We start from the raw sequence: 15678 nt of genomic DNA, 5'->3' as shown, positions 1-15678 counted from the left end.
GAATCTCGGAGCCAGCTCGGAATCCTAGGCGGGCAGGTCCTTGAGCGGGAGCAACACCCGGAAGGTGGCACCCTTCCCCGGGCTCGTGTACAACTCCACCCGACCGCCGTGAGCCGCCACGATGGCAGCCACGATCGACAGCCCCAGACCCGATCCGCCCTGCGCCCGCGACCGGCCCGGATCGGCCCGGTAGAGCCGTTCGAAGATCCGCTCGGCGTGCTGCGGCGGTACGCCCGGCCCACTGTCCTGGACTTCGAGGACAGCGACTCGCGTACCCACCGGCAGGGTCACGCCGACCGTGGCGACCGGCAAGGACGTGACTGCGGCGAGGTTCTCCTCAGCCACCCGGACCTCGACCTTGGCGTGCTCCGGCGTATGCCGGACGGCGTTGCTGATCAGGTTGGTGGCGACCTGGCGCAGCCGATGATCGTCCCCGATCACCGTCACTGGATCGAAGGACGTCAACGCTACGAATCGGGTGGGATTGCGTACGTGGGCGTCGCTGATCGTGTCGGCCGCGACGGCCAGCAGATCGACCGGCTGCGCCCGCAACGGCCGTTCCTCGTCGAGCGCGGCGAGCAGCAGCAGATCCTCGACGAGCAGGCCCATCCGGGCGGCCTCGTGCTCGATCCGCGACATCATCTCGCTCATCTCCGGGCCGCCCTGCGACCCCGAGCGCCGATACAACTCCGCGAAGCCACGGATCGAGGTCAACGGCGTACGCAGTTCGTGCGAGGCGTCGGCGAGGAACTGCCGCAGCTTCTGCTCCGACGCCGCCCGCGCGGCCAGCGCCGACTGGATGCGTTCGAGCATCGTATTGAGGGCCAGCCCCAGCCGCCCGGCCTCGGTGTGCGGATCGGCGTCCGGTACGCGGCCGGCGACCAGCGAGTCGGCGGCGGTGCCCGACGGCGGATCGGCGCTCGCGATGGAGGTCGCGAGGTTCTCCATGCGAGTCAACGGCCGAAGCCCGATCTTGACCACGTACGCCGACCCGACCGCCAGGATCAGCAGGATCACACCGCTGACTCCGATGCCGAGTAGAAGCATCTGGTTGGCGGTCGCGTCGATCTTGTTCAGCGACTCGGCGGACAGGACGTACATCGTCTTGTCCTTGCCGGTCGTCCGGTCGAACATGGTCGCGCTCTTGACGACGACCCGGTACTTGCCATCGGTCCCGTCGACGGTGAACGTCTTCCCGGTGGCGTGCGCCTTGATCTGCGCGAAGTCTCCCAGCAGCGGAAGCTCGGTGGTGTCTACCGCGCCGAAGCCGCCGCGGCTGTCGCGCGTTCCGTCCTCGGAATACCGGGCCACCACGCGGCCCTCCTCTAGTGGCGGCGGGATCGGAGTGCCGTTGGTCCCGCCAGTGCTGCCGTTGGAGCCGTTCGATCCCCAATTCTGGGAGTTCCCGTAGCCCGGACCGCCGTTACCGCCGAACTTGCTGAGCTGCTCGTCGAGCTTGTCGGTCAGATAACTCTTGATCAGGGAACTGGCCGCGACGTTGACCACCAGCAGGGCGACCCCCGCCATGAGGACGATCGCGACGACCATGCGCGACCGCAGCGTCCATTGACGCCACCGTCGCGGCCTCAGACGCTGAAGTCGCATGATCAGGCTGCTTCCGCTCGGGGCAGGCGCAGGGCGTACCCGACGCCTCGGACGGTGTGGATCAACGGCGGATCGATCTTGTCGATCTTCTTCCGCAGGTAGTAGACGTACGACTCGACGATCCGGCCGTCGCCGCCGAAGTCGTAGCTCCAGACGCGGTCCAGGATCTGCGCCTTGCTGACCACCCGGCCCGCGTTGACCATCAGGTACCGCAGCAGGTTGAACTCGGTCGGGCTCAGCTCGACGAGCTTGCCGGCCCGGCGTACCTCATGGGCTTCCTCGTCCAGCTCGAGGTCGGCGTAACGCAGGACGCCGTCGTCGTCGGAGGGCGAGCTGAGCTGGCTGCGGCGCAGGATGGCGCGGATCCGCAGGACCACTTCCTCCAGACTGAACGGCTTGGTCACGTAATCGTCCGCACCGACCGTCAGGCCGGAGATCCGGTCCTCGACGGACTGGCGCGCGGTGAGGAACAGCACGGGCGTGCCTCGGCCGTCGCCGCGCAGCTTGGACGCGATCTGGAAGCCGTCCATGTCCGGCAGCATGACGTCGAGCACGACGAGTTCCGGCTGGAACTCCTCGGCGATGATCAACGCGTCGCGGCCGTTCTCGGCGACCCGGACGTCGAAGCCCGTCAGCCGCAGGGTGGCCTGCAGCAGAGCGCAGATGTTCGGCTCGTCGTCGACGACGAGAACTCGGGTGGACCGAGCGGCCGCCTCTGTGTGTGTCACGTTCCTTCTCCTCACCAGCACCTCGCCTGGATCTCATGGTTGTAGCCGCCTGAGCTTGGAGAAACCTCGGAAGGTGCTGCGAGATTCTCAGCCTTCGCCAAGCTGGGCAAGGCACGTTTCTCGGGTGCAAAGCCGAAAACCCCTCTTATTCGCAGTAGGAGTCGCTTCGCTGGCCGCCGTGGTGGCGCTGGGCGTAGGCGTCGCCACCGCCCACAAGCCGTCCTCAACGGCAGATGTGAGTAGCACCACCTCCACCTCGACGTCGTCTGCGTCACCCTCTTCAGCGCCGGGGACGTCATCCACGTCACCGTCCACCGAGGCGTCGTCAGCCGCGGCGGGTCGGGAAGGGGTGATCGACACCGCCGCCGTCGAGACGGCGCTCTCGGCGTACATCGACGCGCGGGGCGGCGATGCCGCGATCGCCGTCTACGACCGGACGACTGGAACGTCGGTGAGCGTCGGCGGCTCGGCGGAGTTCCAGACCGCGAGCATCGTGAAGGTCGACATCATCGCCGCCCTGATGCTGCAACGGCAGGCCGATGGCGAGAGCCTCAGCAGCCAGGAGAAGGCCTGGGCCGAGGCGGCGATCACCGCGAGCGACAACGACTCGGCCACGGCGCTGTTCAAGGCGATCGGCGGCCGGAGCGGACTGGCCGCGGCCAACACCACGCTGGGCCTGACGGAGACGACGCCGAGCAGCTCCTGGGGGATGACGACGACCACCGTGGACGACCAGGTCCGCCTGCTGAACGCGGTCAGCGACACCGACGGCCCGCTGTCGGCGGCGAACCGCGCGCTGCTTCAGGGCTGGATGGCGAACGTCATCGACGAGCAGCGGTTCGGGGTGACCGTGGGCGCCACGTCGGCCGCGAGCGCTGTCTATGTCAAGGTCGGCTGGGTCGATCTGGACGACGAGGGCGGCCTCTACGCCACCAACTCGGTGGGGCGCATCGTCGAGGACGATCACGACTGGGTGATCGCCGTCCTCAGTGATCACAACCAGAGCTTGGGCACCGGCAGGACGCTCGTCGACGGAATCGTCACGACGGCGATGGGTCTGCTGCGGTCCTCGGACGGGTGACGCCCGGCCGGAAACAGGCCGGAAAATAGCCTGCCCCGGCAGGCGCAGCACGGGGGAACCGGGCCTGTCGGGGCAGGAGCCTAGTGTGTAGCGAAGGGCAGCCGTCGCGCAAGTGTCAGTTTGTCGGACTGGCGCTGGGCTTGAGAACGGCGCAGGCCTTCTCGGCCGCGACCACCTTGGCGTCGGCGGTGTTCAGCGCCTGACCGTCCTGAATGGTCACTCCGTGCTCGGACATGCAGTTGCGGTACGCCGCGTTCCGGCCCTGGCCGCCACCCGGGCCGCCCTGGCCGTTGCCGAAGCCGCCCTGTCCGCTCGGCCGCAGCGACGAGCACTTCTCCTGCGCCTGGGCCCACTTCGTGGCGTCGACGCCCTGCGGGACGAACCCGCCGTTGCCGCCGGGACCGCCCTGGCCGCCACCGGGGAACGCGGTGCCCGACGGGCGTACGGTCGGCCGGTCGGTGGGCATGCCGGACGGGAAGGCCCGGTCGGTCGGGCGCGCGCCGTTGCTGGGCAGCGTCACCCCGTTCTCCGACAGGCACTTCTGGTACGCCGACATCGAGTCGGTGCCGGTGCTGCCGGAACCTCCGTCGTCGCCGGAGCCGCCGCACGCTGCGAGGGCCAGCGCCGCCACCACGAGCGCCACCGAGCCGCCCAGGGTGCGCTTGATCTGTACCTTCATGACCACCTCCGCCCGGCAGCATCGAGAGGCGACCTACGGGGATGCTCGGCGCAGCCTCAAACGCACCTCGGAATGTGTGGATCTGATCGGCGCAGAGCTTTGAGGTTGCTCCGAGGCGTCCCCGAGCACCCCCCGAGTACGCCTGGCGAGACTGCGGCACCATGCGAGGACATCGGATGCGTTGGATCGTGGCGGGCGTCGCGGCCGTGGCCGCGATCGGCGTGACGGGGACGATCATGCTCACCGGCGGCAGTACGCCGACGCCCACCGCGAGCGACCAGAAGGTCGAACGGGCCAGTAGCGGCGAGGTGACCGCCAAGGGCACGGTTCAGCCGATCACCACGCAGAACCTGAGTTTCTCGGTCAGCGGCACGGTCAGCTCCGTCTCGGTCAAGGCCGGCGACACCGTCACGAAGGGCCAGGAGCTGGCCCGGATCGACCAGTCCGAGGCCAAGGAGGCCGTCGCGACAGCCGAGGACGAGCTGGCCGACGCCAAGGCGTCGCTGACGGCGGTACAGGCGTCCGCGAGCGCCAGCCCGTCGGCGTGCGCGACCACTTCGACCGCGCGGCCCAGCACCTCCGGCGGAAGCGGGACGACCGGCTCGTCCGGCACCTCCAGTTCGTCTGCCGGAACCGGTGGCACCGGTGGCGGTGCGGCCGCCAACTGCGGCACCAAGACCGGGCAGACCCAGAACTTCATCTCGTCGATCCTGTCGGCGAAGCAGTCGGTGAACACGAAGACCGCCGCCCTGGCCAAGGCGGAGCGAGAGCTGGCAGGCACGGTCATCACCGCACCGGTGGCGGGCAAGGTCCTCACCGTCACCATCAAGGCCGGCGACACCGCGAAGAGCAACGTGATCTCGATCGGGGTCGTCTCCACCATGGTCGTGAAGGCGTCGTTCAGCGAGGCCGACATCGTCTCCCTGACGATGGGGCAGTCCGCGACGGTCACGCTGCCGGGCCACGACGGCGAGTACACGGCGAAGATCACGGAGATCGCGCAGACCGGCGTGACGTCGAGCAACCTGGTGACCTACACCGTGGTGCTGACGTTCGACAAGGTGCCGGACGGCATCCTCATCGGACAGAGCGCGAACGTGACCGTCAGCGCGTCGTAGCCGCTCGCTCCACTCGGCCCACTCGCATCCAGGCCGCCTGACTCCCCGTCAGGCGGCCTGTGTCGTCCTGCCGTGGTCAGCCTTCGTCAGGCAGCCGTCCGTTCGTCAGGCGGTAGTTCCTTTGTCAGGCGGCAGTCCCTTTTGTCGCGCAGCCGTTCCCTTGTCAGGCGGCGGTCCTTTTTGTCGGGCAGCCGTTCTTTTGTCAGGCGGCAGTCTCCGACGGCTTCCACACCTCGCCGTCGAGCTGCCGTTCGGCGCCCAGCCAGATCGCGTTCATCAACCGGGTCGCGGTGCGTTCGGGCTCCTCGTGCGGGGTGTCGACCAGCCGGTCCGCCAGCGCCTCGCCCGCACCGACCAAGGCCAGCGCCATCGCCTGCAGCTCGTCCGGCGGCACGTCCCGGCCGCGAGACCGCAACGCGTCGGCCAGCTTCTCCGCGATCACGGAGACCATCCCGCGCCGCATCCGAGCCAGCTCACCGGCGAACGGCTCACGCGTACGCGCCTGGCGGAACAGCACCGCCCAGCCGTCGCGGTTCGAGCCGACGTAGCTGAAGAAGCCGCGAAGCCCCCGCCACAGCTGCTCGTCCGGGGCGAGCTGCGGATCGACGACTCCGGCGACGGCCGCCAGCAGCCGCCCGGCTTCCCGGCGCAGGCACGCCACGAACAACTCGTCCTTGGTGCCCAGGTACGCGTACACCATGGGCTTCGACACGCCGGCGCGCTCGGCGACCTCGTCCATCGTCGCGGCGTGGAATCCACGTTCGGCGAAGACCCGGACGGCGGCCTCGAGCATCTGTTGTTCCCGCACGCTGCGCGGCAGTCGTTTTCCCACGCTTGCCACCCTACCTACTCGCGCGTAAGGTTACGCACGAGTAAGTTATCAAGCTCAGCGTGACGGAGGATATGATGCCCGACTTCGACCTCTCCGACTTCTCGTCGCTCGACCCGAGCGCGTTCGCCCAGCTCGTCAAGTCCGCGCCGGACGCGCAGATCGCCGAGGTCATGAGTGGCGACCTGCGGCCGAAGGTGCTCGACGAGATCTTCCGCCGCATGCCGGCGCTGTTCCGCCCGGACCGGGCCGGCAACACCGAGGCCGTGATCCACTGGAGCATCACCGGGGCCCCCAACGGCGGCGCCGACACGTACGAGCTGGTCATCTCCAAGGGGGCCTGCACCCTGTCGGAGACGCCGCAGCACGACCCGAAGCTCGCCCTGACGGTCGGCCCGGTCGACTTCCTCAAGGTCGTCTCCGGCAACGGCAACCCGGTCATGATGTTCATGACGGGCAAGCTGAAGGCCAAGGGCGACCTCGCGCTGGCCTCCAACATCGCCAACCTGTTCAGCATCCCGAAGGCCTGATCGTGGAGTTCTCGCTCGACCTCAACGAGGAACAGCGCGAGCTGCGCGACTGGGTGCACGGCTTCGCCGCCGAGGCCGTGCGCCCCGCTGCCGCGGAGTGGGACGAACGCGAGGAGACGCCCTGGCCGGTGCTCCAGGAGGCCGCGAAGATCGGGCTCTACGGCTTCGAGTTCCTCGCCAACGCCTGGGCCGATCCGAGCGGACTGTCCATGTGCCTGGCCAACGAGGAGCTGTTCTGGGGTGACGCCGGCATCGCGATGTCCATCATGGGCACCTCGCTGGCGGTCGCGGCGATCTTCGGCAACGGCGATCCCGAGCAGCTGGCCGAGTGGGTTCCGCAGTGCTTCGGCACCGAATCCGACCCTGCCGTAGCGGCGTTCTGCTCTACCGAGCCGGAGGCGGGCTCCGACGTCGCCGCCATGCGTACGCGCGCGGTGTATGACGAGGCCACCGACGAGTGGGTGCTCAACGGGCAGAAGGCGTTCGCCACCAACGGCGGGATCGCCGCGGTGCACGTCGTCACCGCGTCCGTCGACCCGTCGCTGGGCAGCCGGGGCCAGGCGGCGTTCGTGGTCCCGCCCGGCACGGCCGGTCTGCACTCGACCCGGAAGCTGAAGAAGCTGGGCCTGCGCGCCTCGCACACCGCCGACGTCTTCCTCGACGACGTCCGCCTCCCCTCGTCCTGCCTGCTCGGCGGGCGCGAGCGGCTGGAGGAGCGGCTGGCACGGGCGCGGTCCGGCGAGCGCACCGGCGGCCAGGCCTCCATGCGTACCTTCGAGTTGTCACGGCCGACCGTCGGCGCGCAGGCGCTCGGCATCGCGCGTGCGGCCTACGAGTACGCCCTCGACTACGCCAAGCAGCGGGTCCAGTTCGGCCGGCCGATCATCGAGAACCAGGGCATCGCGTTCGCCCTGGCCGACATGAAGATGGAGATCGACGCCGCGCGCCTGCTGGTCTGGCGGGCGGCCTGGATGGGCCGCAACAACCGGCCGTTCACCGCGGGCGAGGGCTCGATGTCCAAGCTCAAGGCCGGCGAGGTCGCCGTCGACGTGACCTCCAAGGCGGTGCAGATCCTCGGCGGGGCCGGGTTCACCCGGGAGCACCCGGTCGAGCGCTGGTACCGCGACGCCAAGATCTACACGATCTTCGAGGGCACCAGCGAGATCCAGCGTCTGGTCATCGCGCGGGCGATCTCGGGCCTGCCCCTGCGCTGAGCCGCGGCACGACAGAATCGGGGCCATTTCTGCGGAAATGGTCCCGATTTTCGTGGGACACCCCTTGTGATCTCCCGCACCATCCGTCATTTTGTTACCCAGGAGTAACGAGCGGTTCATGGACGGAGGCGTCGGATGCTCTGGGTGCTGGCAAAGCGGGGACTACTCAACCCGGGTCCGCCCGGCAAGATCGTTTCCCAGCTCGCGACGCTCAAGCGCTGGGGCTTCTCGGTCGCCGGCGAACTGCGGGCCGCCGCGGAGCGGTCACCCGACCAGGTCGCGGTCATCGATCCCGAGGGCAGCCACACGTACGCCGAACTCTGGGACCGGTCCGAGCGCCTGGCGCTGGCTTTACGCGTACGCCACGGAATCGGCGTCGGCGGCCGGATCGGCGTGCTCGCCCGCAACCACTCCGGCATGATCGCCGCGATGGTCGCCGGCTGCGCGCTCGGCGCCGAAGTCGTGCTGCTGAACCCGTCGCTGTCGGCGGCGGCGATCGACGCCGTCGCCCACGACCAGCGCATCGAGCTGGTGATCGCCGACAACGACCTGATGGAGCTGATCCCGGGCGTACCGGCGCTGAACGAAGTGGCCGTGGAGAAGCTCGTCGCCGACACTCCCCCCGGAAAGCTGAGCCCACCGGAACGGGCCGGTCGGCTGATCGTGCTGACCTCCGGCACCACCGCGGCCCCGAAAGGCGCCCGGCGCAAGACCCCGGGCGGACTGGGACCACTGGCGAGCGTGCTCGACCGCATCCCGCTGAAGGTCGGCGACCGGATCTTCGTCGCCGCGCCGCTCTTCCACACCTGGGGACTGGCCGCGCTCCAGATCGCCCTCGGCCTCCGGGCGACTCTCGTGCTCCAGCGCCGGTTCGAGCCGCTCAGCACGATCGCCGCCGTACGCGACCTGGGCTGCCAAGGCCTGATCGCGGTACCGGTGATGCTCCAGCGGCTGCTCGAAGCGACGCCCACCCCCGGCGTGACGCCGCGCGTCGTCGCCGTCAGCGGCTCGGCCCTGCCCGGCGGGCTCGCGACGAAGTTCATGGACGCGTACGGCGACTGCCTCTACAACCTCTACGGCAGCACGGAAGCGTCCTGGGTGTCCATCGCGACCCCCGAGGACATGCGCCACGATCCGCGTACCTCCGGCCGCCCGCCCCTGGGCACGACGGTGGAGATCCGCTCCCGCAGCGGCCAGCCCGTGTCCACCGGGCAGGTCGGCGAGATCCACGTACGCAACGACATGCTGTTCGAGGGGTACACCTCGAACCGCGAGACCACCCCGAGCGGCCTGCTCGGCACGGGCGACCTCGGCCACTTCGACGACCACGGACTGCTCTACGTGGACGGCCGCGCCGACGACATGATCATCTCGGGTGGGGAGAACGTCTTCCCCCGCCCGGTCGAAGAACTGATCAGCCAACTCCCCCAGGTACGCGAAGTCGCCGTCGTCGGCGTGCCCGACCCCGAATTCGGCCAGCGGCTCGCGGCGTACGTGGTGCTGCACCCCGGCGAACACCTCGACGCCGACGCCGTACGCGAATACGTCCGGCACTATCTCGCGCGCTTCTGCGTACCGCGGGATGTGCTGTTCCTGCGGGAGTTGCCCCGAACGGCGACCGGCAAGGTCATCCCCCGCCTCCTCCGCTGACCGCCCCACGCACAGCGCGTTGATCATGGAGTTTGCCCCCTCGACACACCGTCGAGACGACAGTTAACTCCATGATCAACGCGGCGAGCGAGCGCGAGGCGCGAGCGGGGTAGCCGAGGGTAGCGGGGGTAGCGAGCCGAGCGGCGAGCGTACCGGTCAGGTGAGAAGGTCGTGGCGGATGATGTTCGCGTCGCGACCCGGTCCCACCCCGATCATCGAGATCCGCGTGCCACACAGCTCTTCGAGTCGAAGGATGTAGCTCTGTGCGTTCGCCGGCAGCTCGTCGAAGGTACGCATCGTGGAGATGTCTTCCCACCACCCCGGCAGGTATTCGTAGACGGGGGTGGCGTGGTGGAAGTCGGTCTGCGTCATCGGGATGTCTTCGACGCGCTTGCCGTCGATCTCGTAGCCGACGCAGACGGGCACCTGGTCGAGGCCGCTGAGGATGTCGAGCTTGGTGACGACCAGGTCGGTGACGCCGTTGAGGCGGACGGCGTACCGGGCGAGGACGGCGTCGAACCAGCCGGTACGCCGGGGGCGGCCGGTGGTGGTGCCGTATTCCTGGCCGAGTTTGCGGATGCGTTCGCCGACCTCGTCGTGCAGTTCGGTCGGGAACGGGCCGGAGCCCACCCGGGTCAGGTACGCCTTGGCCACGGCGATGACGCGGTTGAGCCGGGTCGGCGGGATGCCGGTGCCGACGCAGGCCCCCGCGGCGATCGGGTTCGACGAGGTGACGAAGGGATACGTGCCGTGGTCGAGGTCGAGCATGGTGGCCTGGGCGCCTTCCATGAAGACCGTGTCGCCCCGGTCGAGCGCCTCCCAGAGGACCGACCGGGTGTCGGTGATCCACGGGCCCATGCGCTCGGCGTACCCGAGGTATTCCTGGTAGACCGCTTCGACGTCGATGGCCTTGCGGTTGTAGACCTTGACCAGGACCTGGTTCTTCTCCCGGAGGACGAGTTCGAGCTTCTTCCGGAGGATGCCGGGGTCGAGGAGATCCTGCGCGCGGATGCCCATACGCGACACCTTGTCCCCGTACGCCGGGCCGATGCCGCGTCCGGTGGTGCCGATGCGGCCGGAGCCGAGGTAGCGCTCGACGACCCGGTCCAGAGCCCGGTGGTGCGGCATGATCAGGTGCGCGTCGGCCGAGATGAGCAGGCGCTCGCAGTCGATGCCCCGTTCGGTGAGTCCGTCGACCTCGGCGAGCAGCACCTTCGGGTCGATCACCACACCGTTGCCGATGACGATCTGGGCGGTCGGGGAGAGTACGCCCGAAGGCATCAGGTGCAGGGCGTACTTCTGGCCGTCCGGCGTGACGATGGTGTGCCCGGCGTTGTTGCCGCCGGAGTAGCGGACGACGTACTGAACACGGTCCCCGAGCAGGTCGGTAACCTTGCCTTTGCCCTCGTCGCCCCATTGCGCGCCGATCAGCACTATCGCTGGCATCGCTGTCGCCTCCTCGGCGATATGGTCTTCCCCGTACGGCGGCGACGCCGCCGGAGTCGGCCGGTACCCAGGTGAGACGCGATCACGTCTACCCGGGGTGTCAGGCTAACAAGTCGATCAGGATCGGCGCGCGAAGGTGCGTCATCGCCCACGAAGGAGAGCGCCGTCGTGTATGACGTGGTCATCCTCACGCTGGAGGAGCCCCCATCCGGGTGCGGCGGCGACTGCGGCGCCTGCGGCCACGACGCCCCGAAGCCGGCTGTCCGGACGCCCGTTCTGCACTGCGCCGACGCCCTCAAGCAGGCCGGTGCCCGGGTGGAGACCGTGACGGCGTACCACGACGAGGCGATCGACGAGGTGCTGGCGCGGTTCGACGCTCCCGAGGAGCCGGACGGGCTGCGCCGGCCGGACCCCGAGACCAAGTCCCGGTTGGTCGTGGCGGTGGCGTCCGACTCTCAGCTCCGGCATGTGGTCCGGCGGCTGGTTCGCCGTTACGCCCCGCCGCCGTCGAAGCGACCCGGGGACCTGCCCGCCGACCGGACGCTCCCCGATCTGCCGGCGGTGGGCGTACTCCCGCTTGATGCTGGCGAGAGCGGTGATCTCGCCGCGCGTCTCGGGCTGCCGCGCCAGCCCGCGGAAGTCGCGCGAGCAGTGCTCGCGGACCGGGTGCGGCGATTGGATCTGCTGCGGCAGGACGGCGGGTCGGTGGTGATCGACGGCGTGCTGCTGGGCGCGGCCGACCAGCGCGGCCTGTCGGTGCCGTTCCGCGGCCGGATCGAGGTGGACGACCTGGTCCTGAGCGACGGCGCGGAGGACGTGCTGGCCTGCGCGGTGACCGTGGCGGACGGCTACGCGCGGCTCGACGGCATCGACCTGGTGACCGCGCCCGATCCGGCGGACGGCTTGGTCGAGGTCGGCATCGCGGTTCCCGCCCTGGTCAAGCGCCGGTTCGGTCGCGACACCCATCGCGTCGAGGTCCGCCGGGCACGGGGCCGTGCGGTCTCGATCGCGCCGCGGCTCGCGGCCGAGGAGACGCTGCCGTTCGTGGAGGACGGGGTCACCGGCGAGCTGACGCGCAAGCGTTCGTGGTGGATCGAGCGTCAGGCCTGGGCCGTGTACAGCTAGTCGCGAAATGATCACGAGGGGTGGCGCGCTCGCCAAGGATCGCTACCCTTGCCTGCGTGGATGATGAATTCTGGCCCGAAGACGAGGTCGACGGGGCTCCGGACCCGCGGCCCGGCGTCGGGTCCGTCTCGTCCGCAAAACCAAGGGGTACGCCGAAAGCAGCGCACCGGACGCCACGACCGGATGGGGCGTGGCCGGGTCCGGAACAGGCGGCCGAGGCCGGCAGCGGACCGATGGCAGCGGCCCTAGGCAGTCGGCGTGCCCTGCCGACCGGGCAGTCGTCCCAGCCTGCTTCGCCGTCGTCTTCGTCTTCGTCGCCGCCGTCTTCGTCTTCGTCGCCGCCGTCTTCGTCGGACGTTGAGGCGTTCGGCCCTGGGTCGTCCGGCCCTGGCGCGTTCGACCCTCGGTCGGCTGGCGCTTCGTCGACCGGCGCATCGTCGTCTGGCGCGTCGTCGACCGGCGCATCGTCGACCGGCGCGTCGTCGACCGGCGCATCGTCGACCGGCGCATCGTCGACCGGCCGTTCGTTGTCTGGCGTTTCGGCGTCTGGCGTTTCGGCGTCTGGCGCGTCGTCGACCGGCGCCTCGTCTGGGGCTTCCTCCGCCGACGCGGAGCCCGCGCTGGACGAGCCGGTGATCTACGCCCCGCCGGACGCCACGGTCGCGCGGGCGGGAGTGCCTGTCGCCCTGCCGCAGCGTCCGAAGCCGAACCTGCCCACGCAGTACGTGCCGCCGATGCCGCAGGATCTCCCGCAGGCCCCGGAGTCCGCCTGGGCTCAGCCGCCGAGCTCGCAGTACCCGATGGTCGGCCAGGGCGGCGCGGCCGACGTCGACGCGCTGCCGCGTCGGCAGATCCAGCCGTTGCACGGCGTACCGCATCAGGTGCCGCCGGCGCCGATGCCGCGTCCGGCCGAACCGGTGCAGCCACCGCCGGTCTTCCTACCGCCGACTCCACCTGCTTCCACGCCCCCCGCCCAAGGTTCGCCGTCGTCTGTTTCGCCGTCGGCTGGTCCGCCGGTGCCCGACTCTCCGATGTCGGCTTCTTCAGCGTCGGCTTCCTCAGCGTCGGCTTCCGCAGGATTCGCTTCTTCAGCGTCCGCGCCTTCGCCGTTGGTCGAGCCGGGCTGGGTGGAGCCGACTTTCGCGGCCGAGCCGGAGCCGGGGTCCGCCGAGCCACCCGCGTACTGGCCGCAGCCGCCCGCCGAGGAGCCGGTCTACCACTACGACGCGGACCTCGCGCCGTCCTACGAGCCGTCCTACGAGCCGTCCTACGCGTCGCCATACGAACCGTCCTATGAGCCGTATGACACGTCGCCCGAGTCGTATGACGCGTCGGCCGATCGGCTGCCGGACTATCTGCCGGACCGGCTCCCGAACCGTTCGCCGGATCGCTTGCCGGACCACTCGTCGGATCGCCTCCCGGACCGTTCATCGTCTCGTTCGCTGGATCGGTTCCCGGACCCTTCGCTGGACCGTTCATCGGAGCAGGACAGCGGGTGGACCGCCGACAATCCGCCGCAGGAGCCCTACCAGCTCGGCCCGCACCAGCAACCCGGCCCCGCCGTACGCCCGATCACGGCCGAGGAGTTCTCCCGGCGGCGCGCTGAACGGCGTCCCGAGCCGCAGGCCGAACGCGGTCTACGCGGTGCGCTACGGAAGTCGACGTTCGGCCTGATCAGTCCGCCGCCCGGCCGCCGGGAGCAGGAGTACCTCGCCGACGTGGACTTCGTCCGGCGCAACTTCGGCGGGCTGCGGCAGATCACGGTGGTGAATCCGAAAGGCGGCGCGGGCAAGACGGTGGCCGTCCTGATGCTGGCGATGACCTTCGGGCAGCGCCGCGGTGGCTACGTCCTGGCCTGGGACAACAACGAGACGCAGGGCACTCTCGGGATGCGGGCGCAGCAGGACTTCCATTCGCGTACGGTGCGGGACCTGCTGCGGGACCTGCACCTGTTCCAGGGCGCCCAAGGCCGGGTCGGCGACCTGTCCCACTACGTACGCGGCCAGGGCGAAGGCATGTTCGAAGTGCTCGCCTCGGACGAGTCGGCGACGGCCGGCGAGATGCTGACCGAGCTGGCCTTCGGCGACATCCGCGACGTCGTCAGCCGGTTCTACAAGATCATCGTGGTGGACACCGGCAACAACGTACGCGCCCCGAACTGGCAGGCTGCCGTAGACGCGACGGACCAGCTCGTGGTGACCATGTCGGCCCGCAACGACTCCGCCGAGACGGCGGCGCGCATGCTCGACCACCTCGAGCAGACCGGCCGCGTACGCGCGGTGCGCCAAGCCGTCACGGTCATCTCGATGCCGCAGAGCCTGCGCGAACTCGACGTGCCCAGCATCGAACGGCACTTCGCCTCGCGTACGCGTGCCGTGCTGCGCGTCCCGTACGAGCGGATCGTCGACACCGGGGAGCCGATCGCGTACACCCACCTGTCGACGACCACCACCGACGCCTGGCTGAAAGTAGCCGCCGCCGTAGCCGCCGGCCTCTAACCCCACCCCCCCTTTTTTCCGTTGATCATGGAGTTAACTGTGGTCTCGACGGTGTGTCGAGGGGGCAAACCCCATGATCAACGCTCTCGGCGACCGGTTGTCCACACCGCTTCGATACCCACAGCCGGCGTACGCCGGCAGCTGTTCGCGACCAGTCGCCCGACGCACAGTGGCGCATGCCATGGACCCGAGACGCCTGGAATATCGCTCAACGACAGAACTGGCTCATCACAGCTGAACAGGCCGTGGACACCGGTCTCACGCGTACTGAGATCGAGCACTTCGTCCGTTCTCGACGATGGCGACGCTTGTTTCGCGGCGTCTATCTCATCCACGGGGACGCCATGGTCGAAGATCTCGCGGACGAGATCCTCATCCGGGCGGCCCACTTGGCGCTGGGACCACATGCGGTCGCGGTCCGGAAGACTGCCGCCTTGCTCCATCACATTCCCGGATGGCGGGCGACCGATGTTCCACTGGAGTTCGCCGTGCCGCCCCAGGCCGCAGCATCGAAGCGGATACTCGACCGCCGCATAAGAATCCACCAGTGGACGCTTTCGCTGGAACAGATCGAGCACATCTCAGGCATCCCGGCAACCGACCCGCTGCGGACGGTAAGCGACATGCTGCTGACCGCCCGGCGGTTGGAGGCTGTCGCCACGCTTGACGCCGCGCTGAACCGCAAGATCCTTGCAGTCGAGGATCTGGAAAAGTTGATGTCGACGTTCTACCGGCGCCGCGGCGCGGTCCTCGCCCGAGCCTTCGTCGCCGAGGCTGACCCTCGAGCCGAGTCCCCCCTGGAATCCATTGGCAGACTGTGTCTCGTCGATGGCGGGGTACCACCGGATGATCTTCAGGTCGACATCTTCGCCGACGACGGTCGGTTCCTCGGGCGGGCCGACATGTTCTGGCGACAGTCCAGGCTGATAGCCGAAGCGGACGGGGCGGCTTTCCATGACCGGCCGGAAGCGCTGTTTCGTGACCGCCATCGGCAGAACGGCCTCGTCCGGGCGGGATATCGCGTTGTCCGGTTCACCTGGGACGACGTCACACGACCGGGTTACCTCACAGCACTGGTCCGCTCCATGCTCAACCAAGATCCACGGCGTTGATCATGGAGTATCCAGTGTCGCCACACCGACGACACCACAGTTAACTCCATGATCAACGCGGGA

The 15678-nt window shown here is 69.1% G+C and carries 14 protein-coding genes; 9 read left to right on the top strand and 5 right to left on the bottom strand.

The annotated features are described in order from the left end of the window. Positions 1 to 24 precede the first annotated feature (24 nt). Positions 25 to 1605, bottom strand: coding sequence for a HAMP domain-containing sensor histidine kinase (locus AB0M47_RS23420; RefSeq protein WP_363417426.1), 1581 nt, complete (start codon positions 1603 to 1605; stop codon positions 25 to 27). Positions 1606 to 1607: 2 nt separating this feature from the next. After that, the gene (locus AB0M47_RS23415; RefSeq protein WP_363417424.1) at positions 1608 to 2333 is read right to left on the bottom strand and encodes a response regulator transcription factor; all 726 of its coding nucleotides are present in this window, start codon (positions 2331 to 2333) and stop codon (positions 1608 to 1610) included. A 349-nt stretch (positions 2334 to 2682) separates the two neighbouring features. Here AB0M47_RS23415 and AB0M47_RS23410 point away from each other — a divergent pair, with 349 nt between their 5' ends. Continuing rightward, positions 2683 to 3414 carry a serine hydrolase gene (locus AB0M47_RS23410; RefSeq protein WP_363417421.1) on the top strand — a complete coding sequence of 244 codons (732 nt, stop codon included), beginning with the start codon at positions 2683 to 2685 and terminating at the stop codon, positions 3412 to 3414. A 115-nt stretch (positions 3415 to 3529) separates the two neighbouring features. Here the strand turns inward: AB0M47_RS23410 and AB0M47_RS23405 are convergent, their stop codons facing one another. Then, the gene (locus tag AB0M47_RS23405; RefSeq protein WP_363417419.1) at positions 3530 to 4093 is read right to left on the bottom strand and encodes a hypothetical protein; all 564 of its coding nucleotides are present in this window, start codon (positions 4091 to 4093) and stop codon (positions 3530 to 3532) included. 176 nt (positions 4094 to 4269) lie between these two features. Here AB0M47_RS23405 and AB0M47_RS23400 point away from each other — a divergent pair, with 176 nt between their 5' ends. Next, positions 4270 to 5211 carry an HlyD family efflux transporter periplasmic adaptor subunit gene (locus AB0M47_RS23400; protein WP_363417416.1) on the top strand — a complete coding sequence of 314 codons (942 nt, stop codon included), beginning with the start codon at positions 4270 to 4272 and terminating at the stop codon, positions 5209 to 5211. 202 nt (positions 5212 to 5413) lie between these two features. Here AB0M47_RS23400 and AB0M47_RS23395 read toward each other — a convergent pair whose 3' ends face one another. Next, positions 5414 to 6004: a TetR/AcrR family transcriptional regulator gene (locus AB0M47_RS23395; protein WP_363417516.1), complete on the bottom strand. Its 591-nt coding sequence runs from the start codon at positions 6002 to 6004 to the stop codon at positions 5414 to 5416. A gap of 113 nt (positions 6005 to 6117) precedes the next feature. Between AB0M47_RS23395 and AB0M47_RS23390 the strand changes: the two genes are divergently transcribed. The 3 genes from AB0M47_RS23390 (at position 6118) to AB0M47_RS23380 (ending at position 9434) form a co-directional block, all read left to right on the top strand. Next, on the top strand, positions 6118 to 6570 hold the full coding sequence (locus tag AB0M47_RS23390) for an SCP2 sterol-binding domain-containing protein (protein WP_363417513.1): 453 nt from the start codon (positions 6118 to 6120) through the stop codon (positions 6568 to 6570). Continuing rightward, positions 6570 to 7784 carry an acyl-CoA dehydrogenase family protein gene (locus tag AB0M47_RS23385; RefSeq protein WP_363417511.1) on the top strand — a complete coding sequence of 405 codons (1215 nt, stop codon included), beginning with the start codon at positions 6570 to 6572 and terminating at the stop codon, positions 7782 to 7784. The genes AB0M47_RS23390 and AB0M47_RS23385 overlap by 1 nt, the downstream gene beginning before the upstream one ends. Before the next feature lie 135 nt (positions 7785 to 7919). Continuing rightward, positions 7920 to 9434 (top strand): AMP-binding protein, encoded by a 1515-nt coding sequence (locus AB0M47_RS23380; protein ID WP_363417413.1) that lies wholly within the window; start codon positions 7920 to 7922, stop codon positions 9432 to 9434. Between the two features lie 156 nt (positions 9435 to 9590). Here the strand turns inward: AB0M47_RS23380 and AB0M47_RS23375 are convergent, their stop codons facing one another. Continuing rightward, entirely contained in the window at positions 9591 to 10880 is a 1290-nt protein-coding gene (locus AB0M47_RS23375; RefSeq protein ID WP_363417410.1) for an adenylosuccinate synthase, read from the bottom strand. 168 nt (positions 10881 to 11048) lie between these two features. Between AB0M47_RS23375 and AB0M47_RS23370 the strand changes: the two genes are divergently transcribed. The 4 genes from AB0M47_RS23370 (at position 11049) to AB0M47_RS23355 (ending at position 15615) form a co-directional block, all read left to right on the top strand. Continuing rightward, positions 11049 to 12005 carry a hypothetical protein gene (locus AB0M47_RS23370; protein ID WP_363417408.1) on the top strand — a complete coding sequence of 319 codons (957 nt, stop codon included), beginning with the start codon at positions 11049 to 11051 and terminating at the stop codon, positions 12003 to 12005. 190 nt (positions 12006 to 12195) lie between these two features. After that, positions 12196 to 12366 (top strand): hypothetical protein, encoded by a 171-nt coding sequence (locus tag AB0M47_RS23365; protein ID WP_363417405.1) that lies wholly within the window; start codon positions 12196 to 12198, stop codon positions 12364 to 12366. 271 nt (positions 12367 to 12637) lie between these two features. Then, positions 12638 to 14503, top strand: a complete 1866-nt coding sequence (locus AB0M47_RS23360; RefSeq protein WP_363417402.1) for a chromosome partitioning protein — start codon at positions 12638 to 12640, stop codon at positions 14501 to 14503. 344 nt (positions 14504 to 14847) lie between these two features. Further along, positions 14848 to 15615, top strand: coding sequence for a DUF559 domain-containing protein (locus tag AB0M47_RS23355; RefSeq protein WP_363417399.1), 768 nt, complete (start codon positions 14848 to 14850; stop codon positions 15613 to 15615). The last annotated feature ends 63 nt before the right edge of the window (positions 15616 to 15678 follow it).

The sequence above is a fragment of the Hamadaea sp. NPDC051192 genome, assembly GCF_040682475.1.
GTDB lineage: Bacteria > Actinomycetota > Actinomycetes > Mycobacteriales > Micromonosporaceae > Hamadaea > Hamadaea flava.
The sequence above is the reverse complement of the archived record's forward strand: the minus strand, read 5'-3'. Positions and strand labels throughout refer to the sequence as shown.

Coding starts and splice junctions, on each gene's coding strand:
- AB0M47_RS23355 (WP_363417399.1), top strand. CDS start 14,848: ATGGTCGAAGATCTCGCGGACGAGATCCTCATCCGGGCGGCCCACTTG.
- AB0M47_RS23380 (WP_363417413.1), top strand. CDS start 7,920: ATGCTCTGGGTGCTGGCAAAGCGGGGACTACTCAACCCGGGTCCGCCC.
- AB0M47_RS23395 (WP_363417516.1), bottom strand. CDS start 6,004: ATGCTCGAGGCCGCCGTCCGGGTCTTCGCCGAACGTGGATTCCACGCC.
- AB0M47_RS23405 (WP_363417419.1), bottom strand. CDS start 4,093: ATGAAGGTACAGATCAAGCGCACCCTGGGCGGCTCGGTGGCGCTCGTG.
- AB0M47_RS23400 (WP_363417416.1), top strand. CDS start 4,270: ATGCGTTGGATCGTGGCGGGCGTCGCGGCCGTGGCCGCGATCGGCGTG.
- AB0M47_RS23420 (WP_363417426.1), bottom strand. CDS start 1,605: ATGCGACTTCAGCGTCTGAGGCCGCGACGGTGGCGTCAATGGACGCTG.
- AB0M47_RS23375 (WP_363417410.1), bottom strand. CDS start 10,880: ATGCCAGCGATAGTGCTGATCGGCGCGCAATGGGGCGACGAGGGCAAA.
- AB0M47_RS23390 (WP_363417513.1), top strand. CDS start 6,118: ATGCCCGACTTCGACCTCTCCGACTTCTCGTCGCTCGACCCGAGCGCG.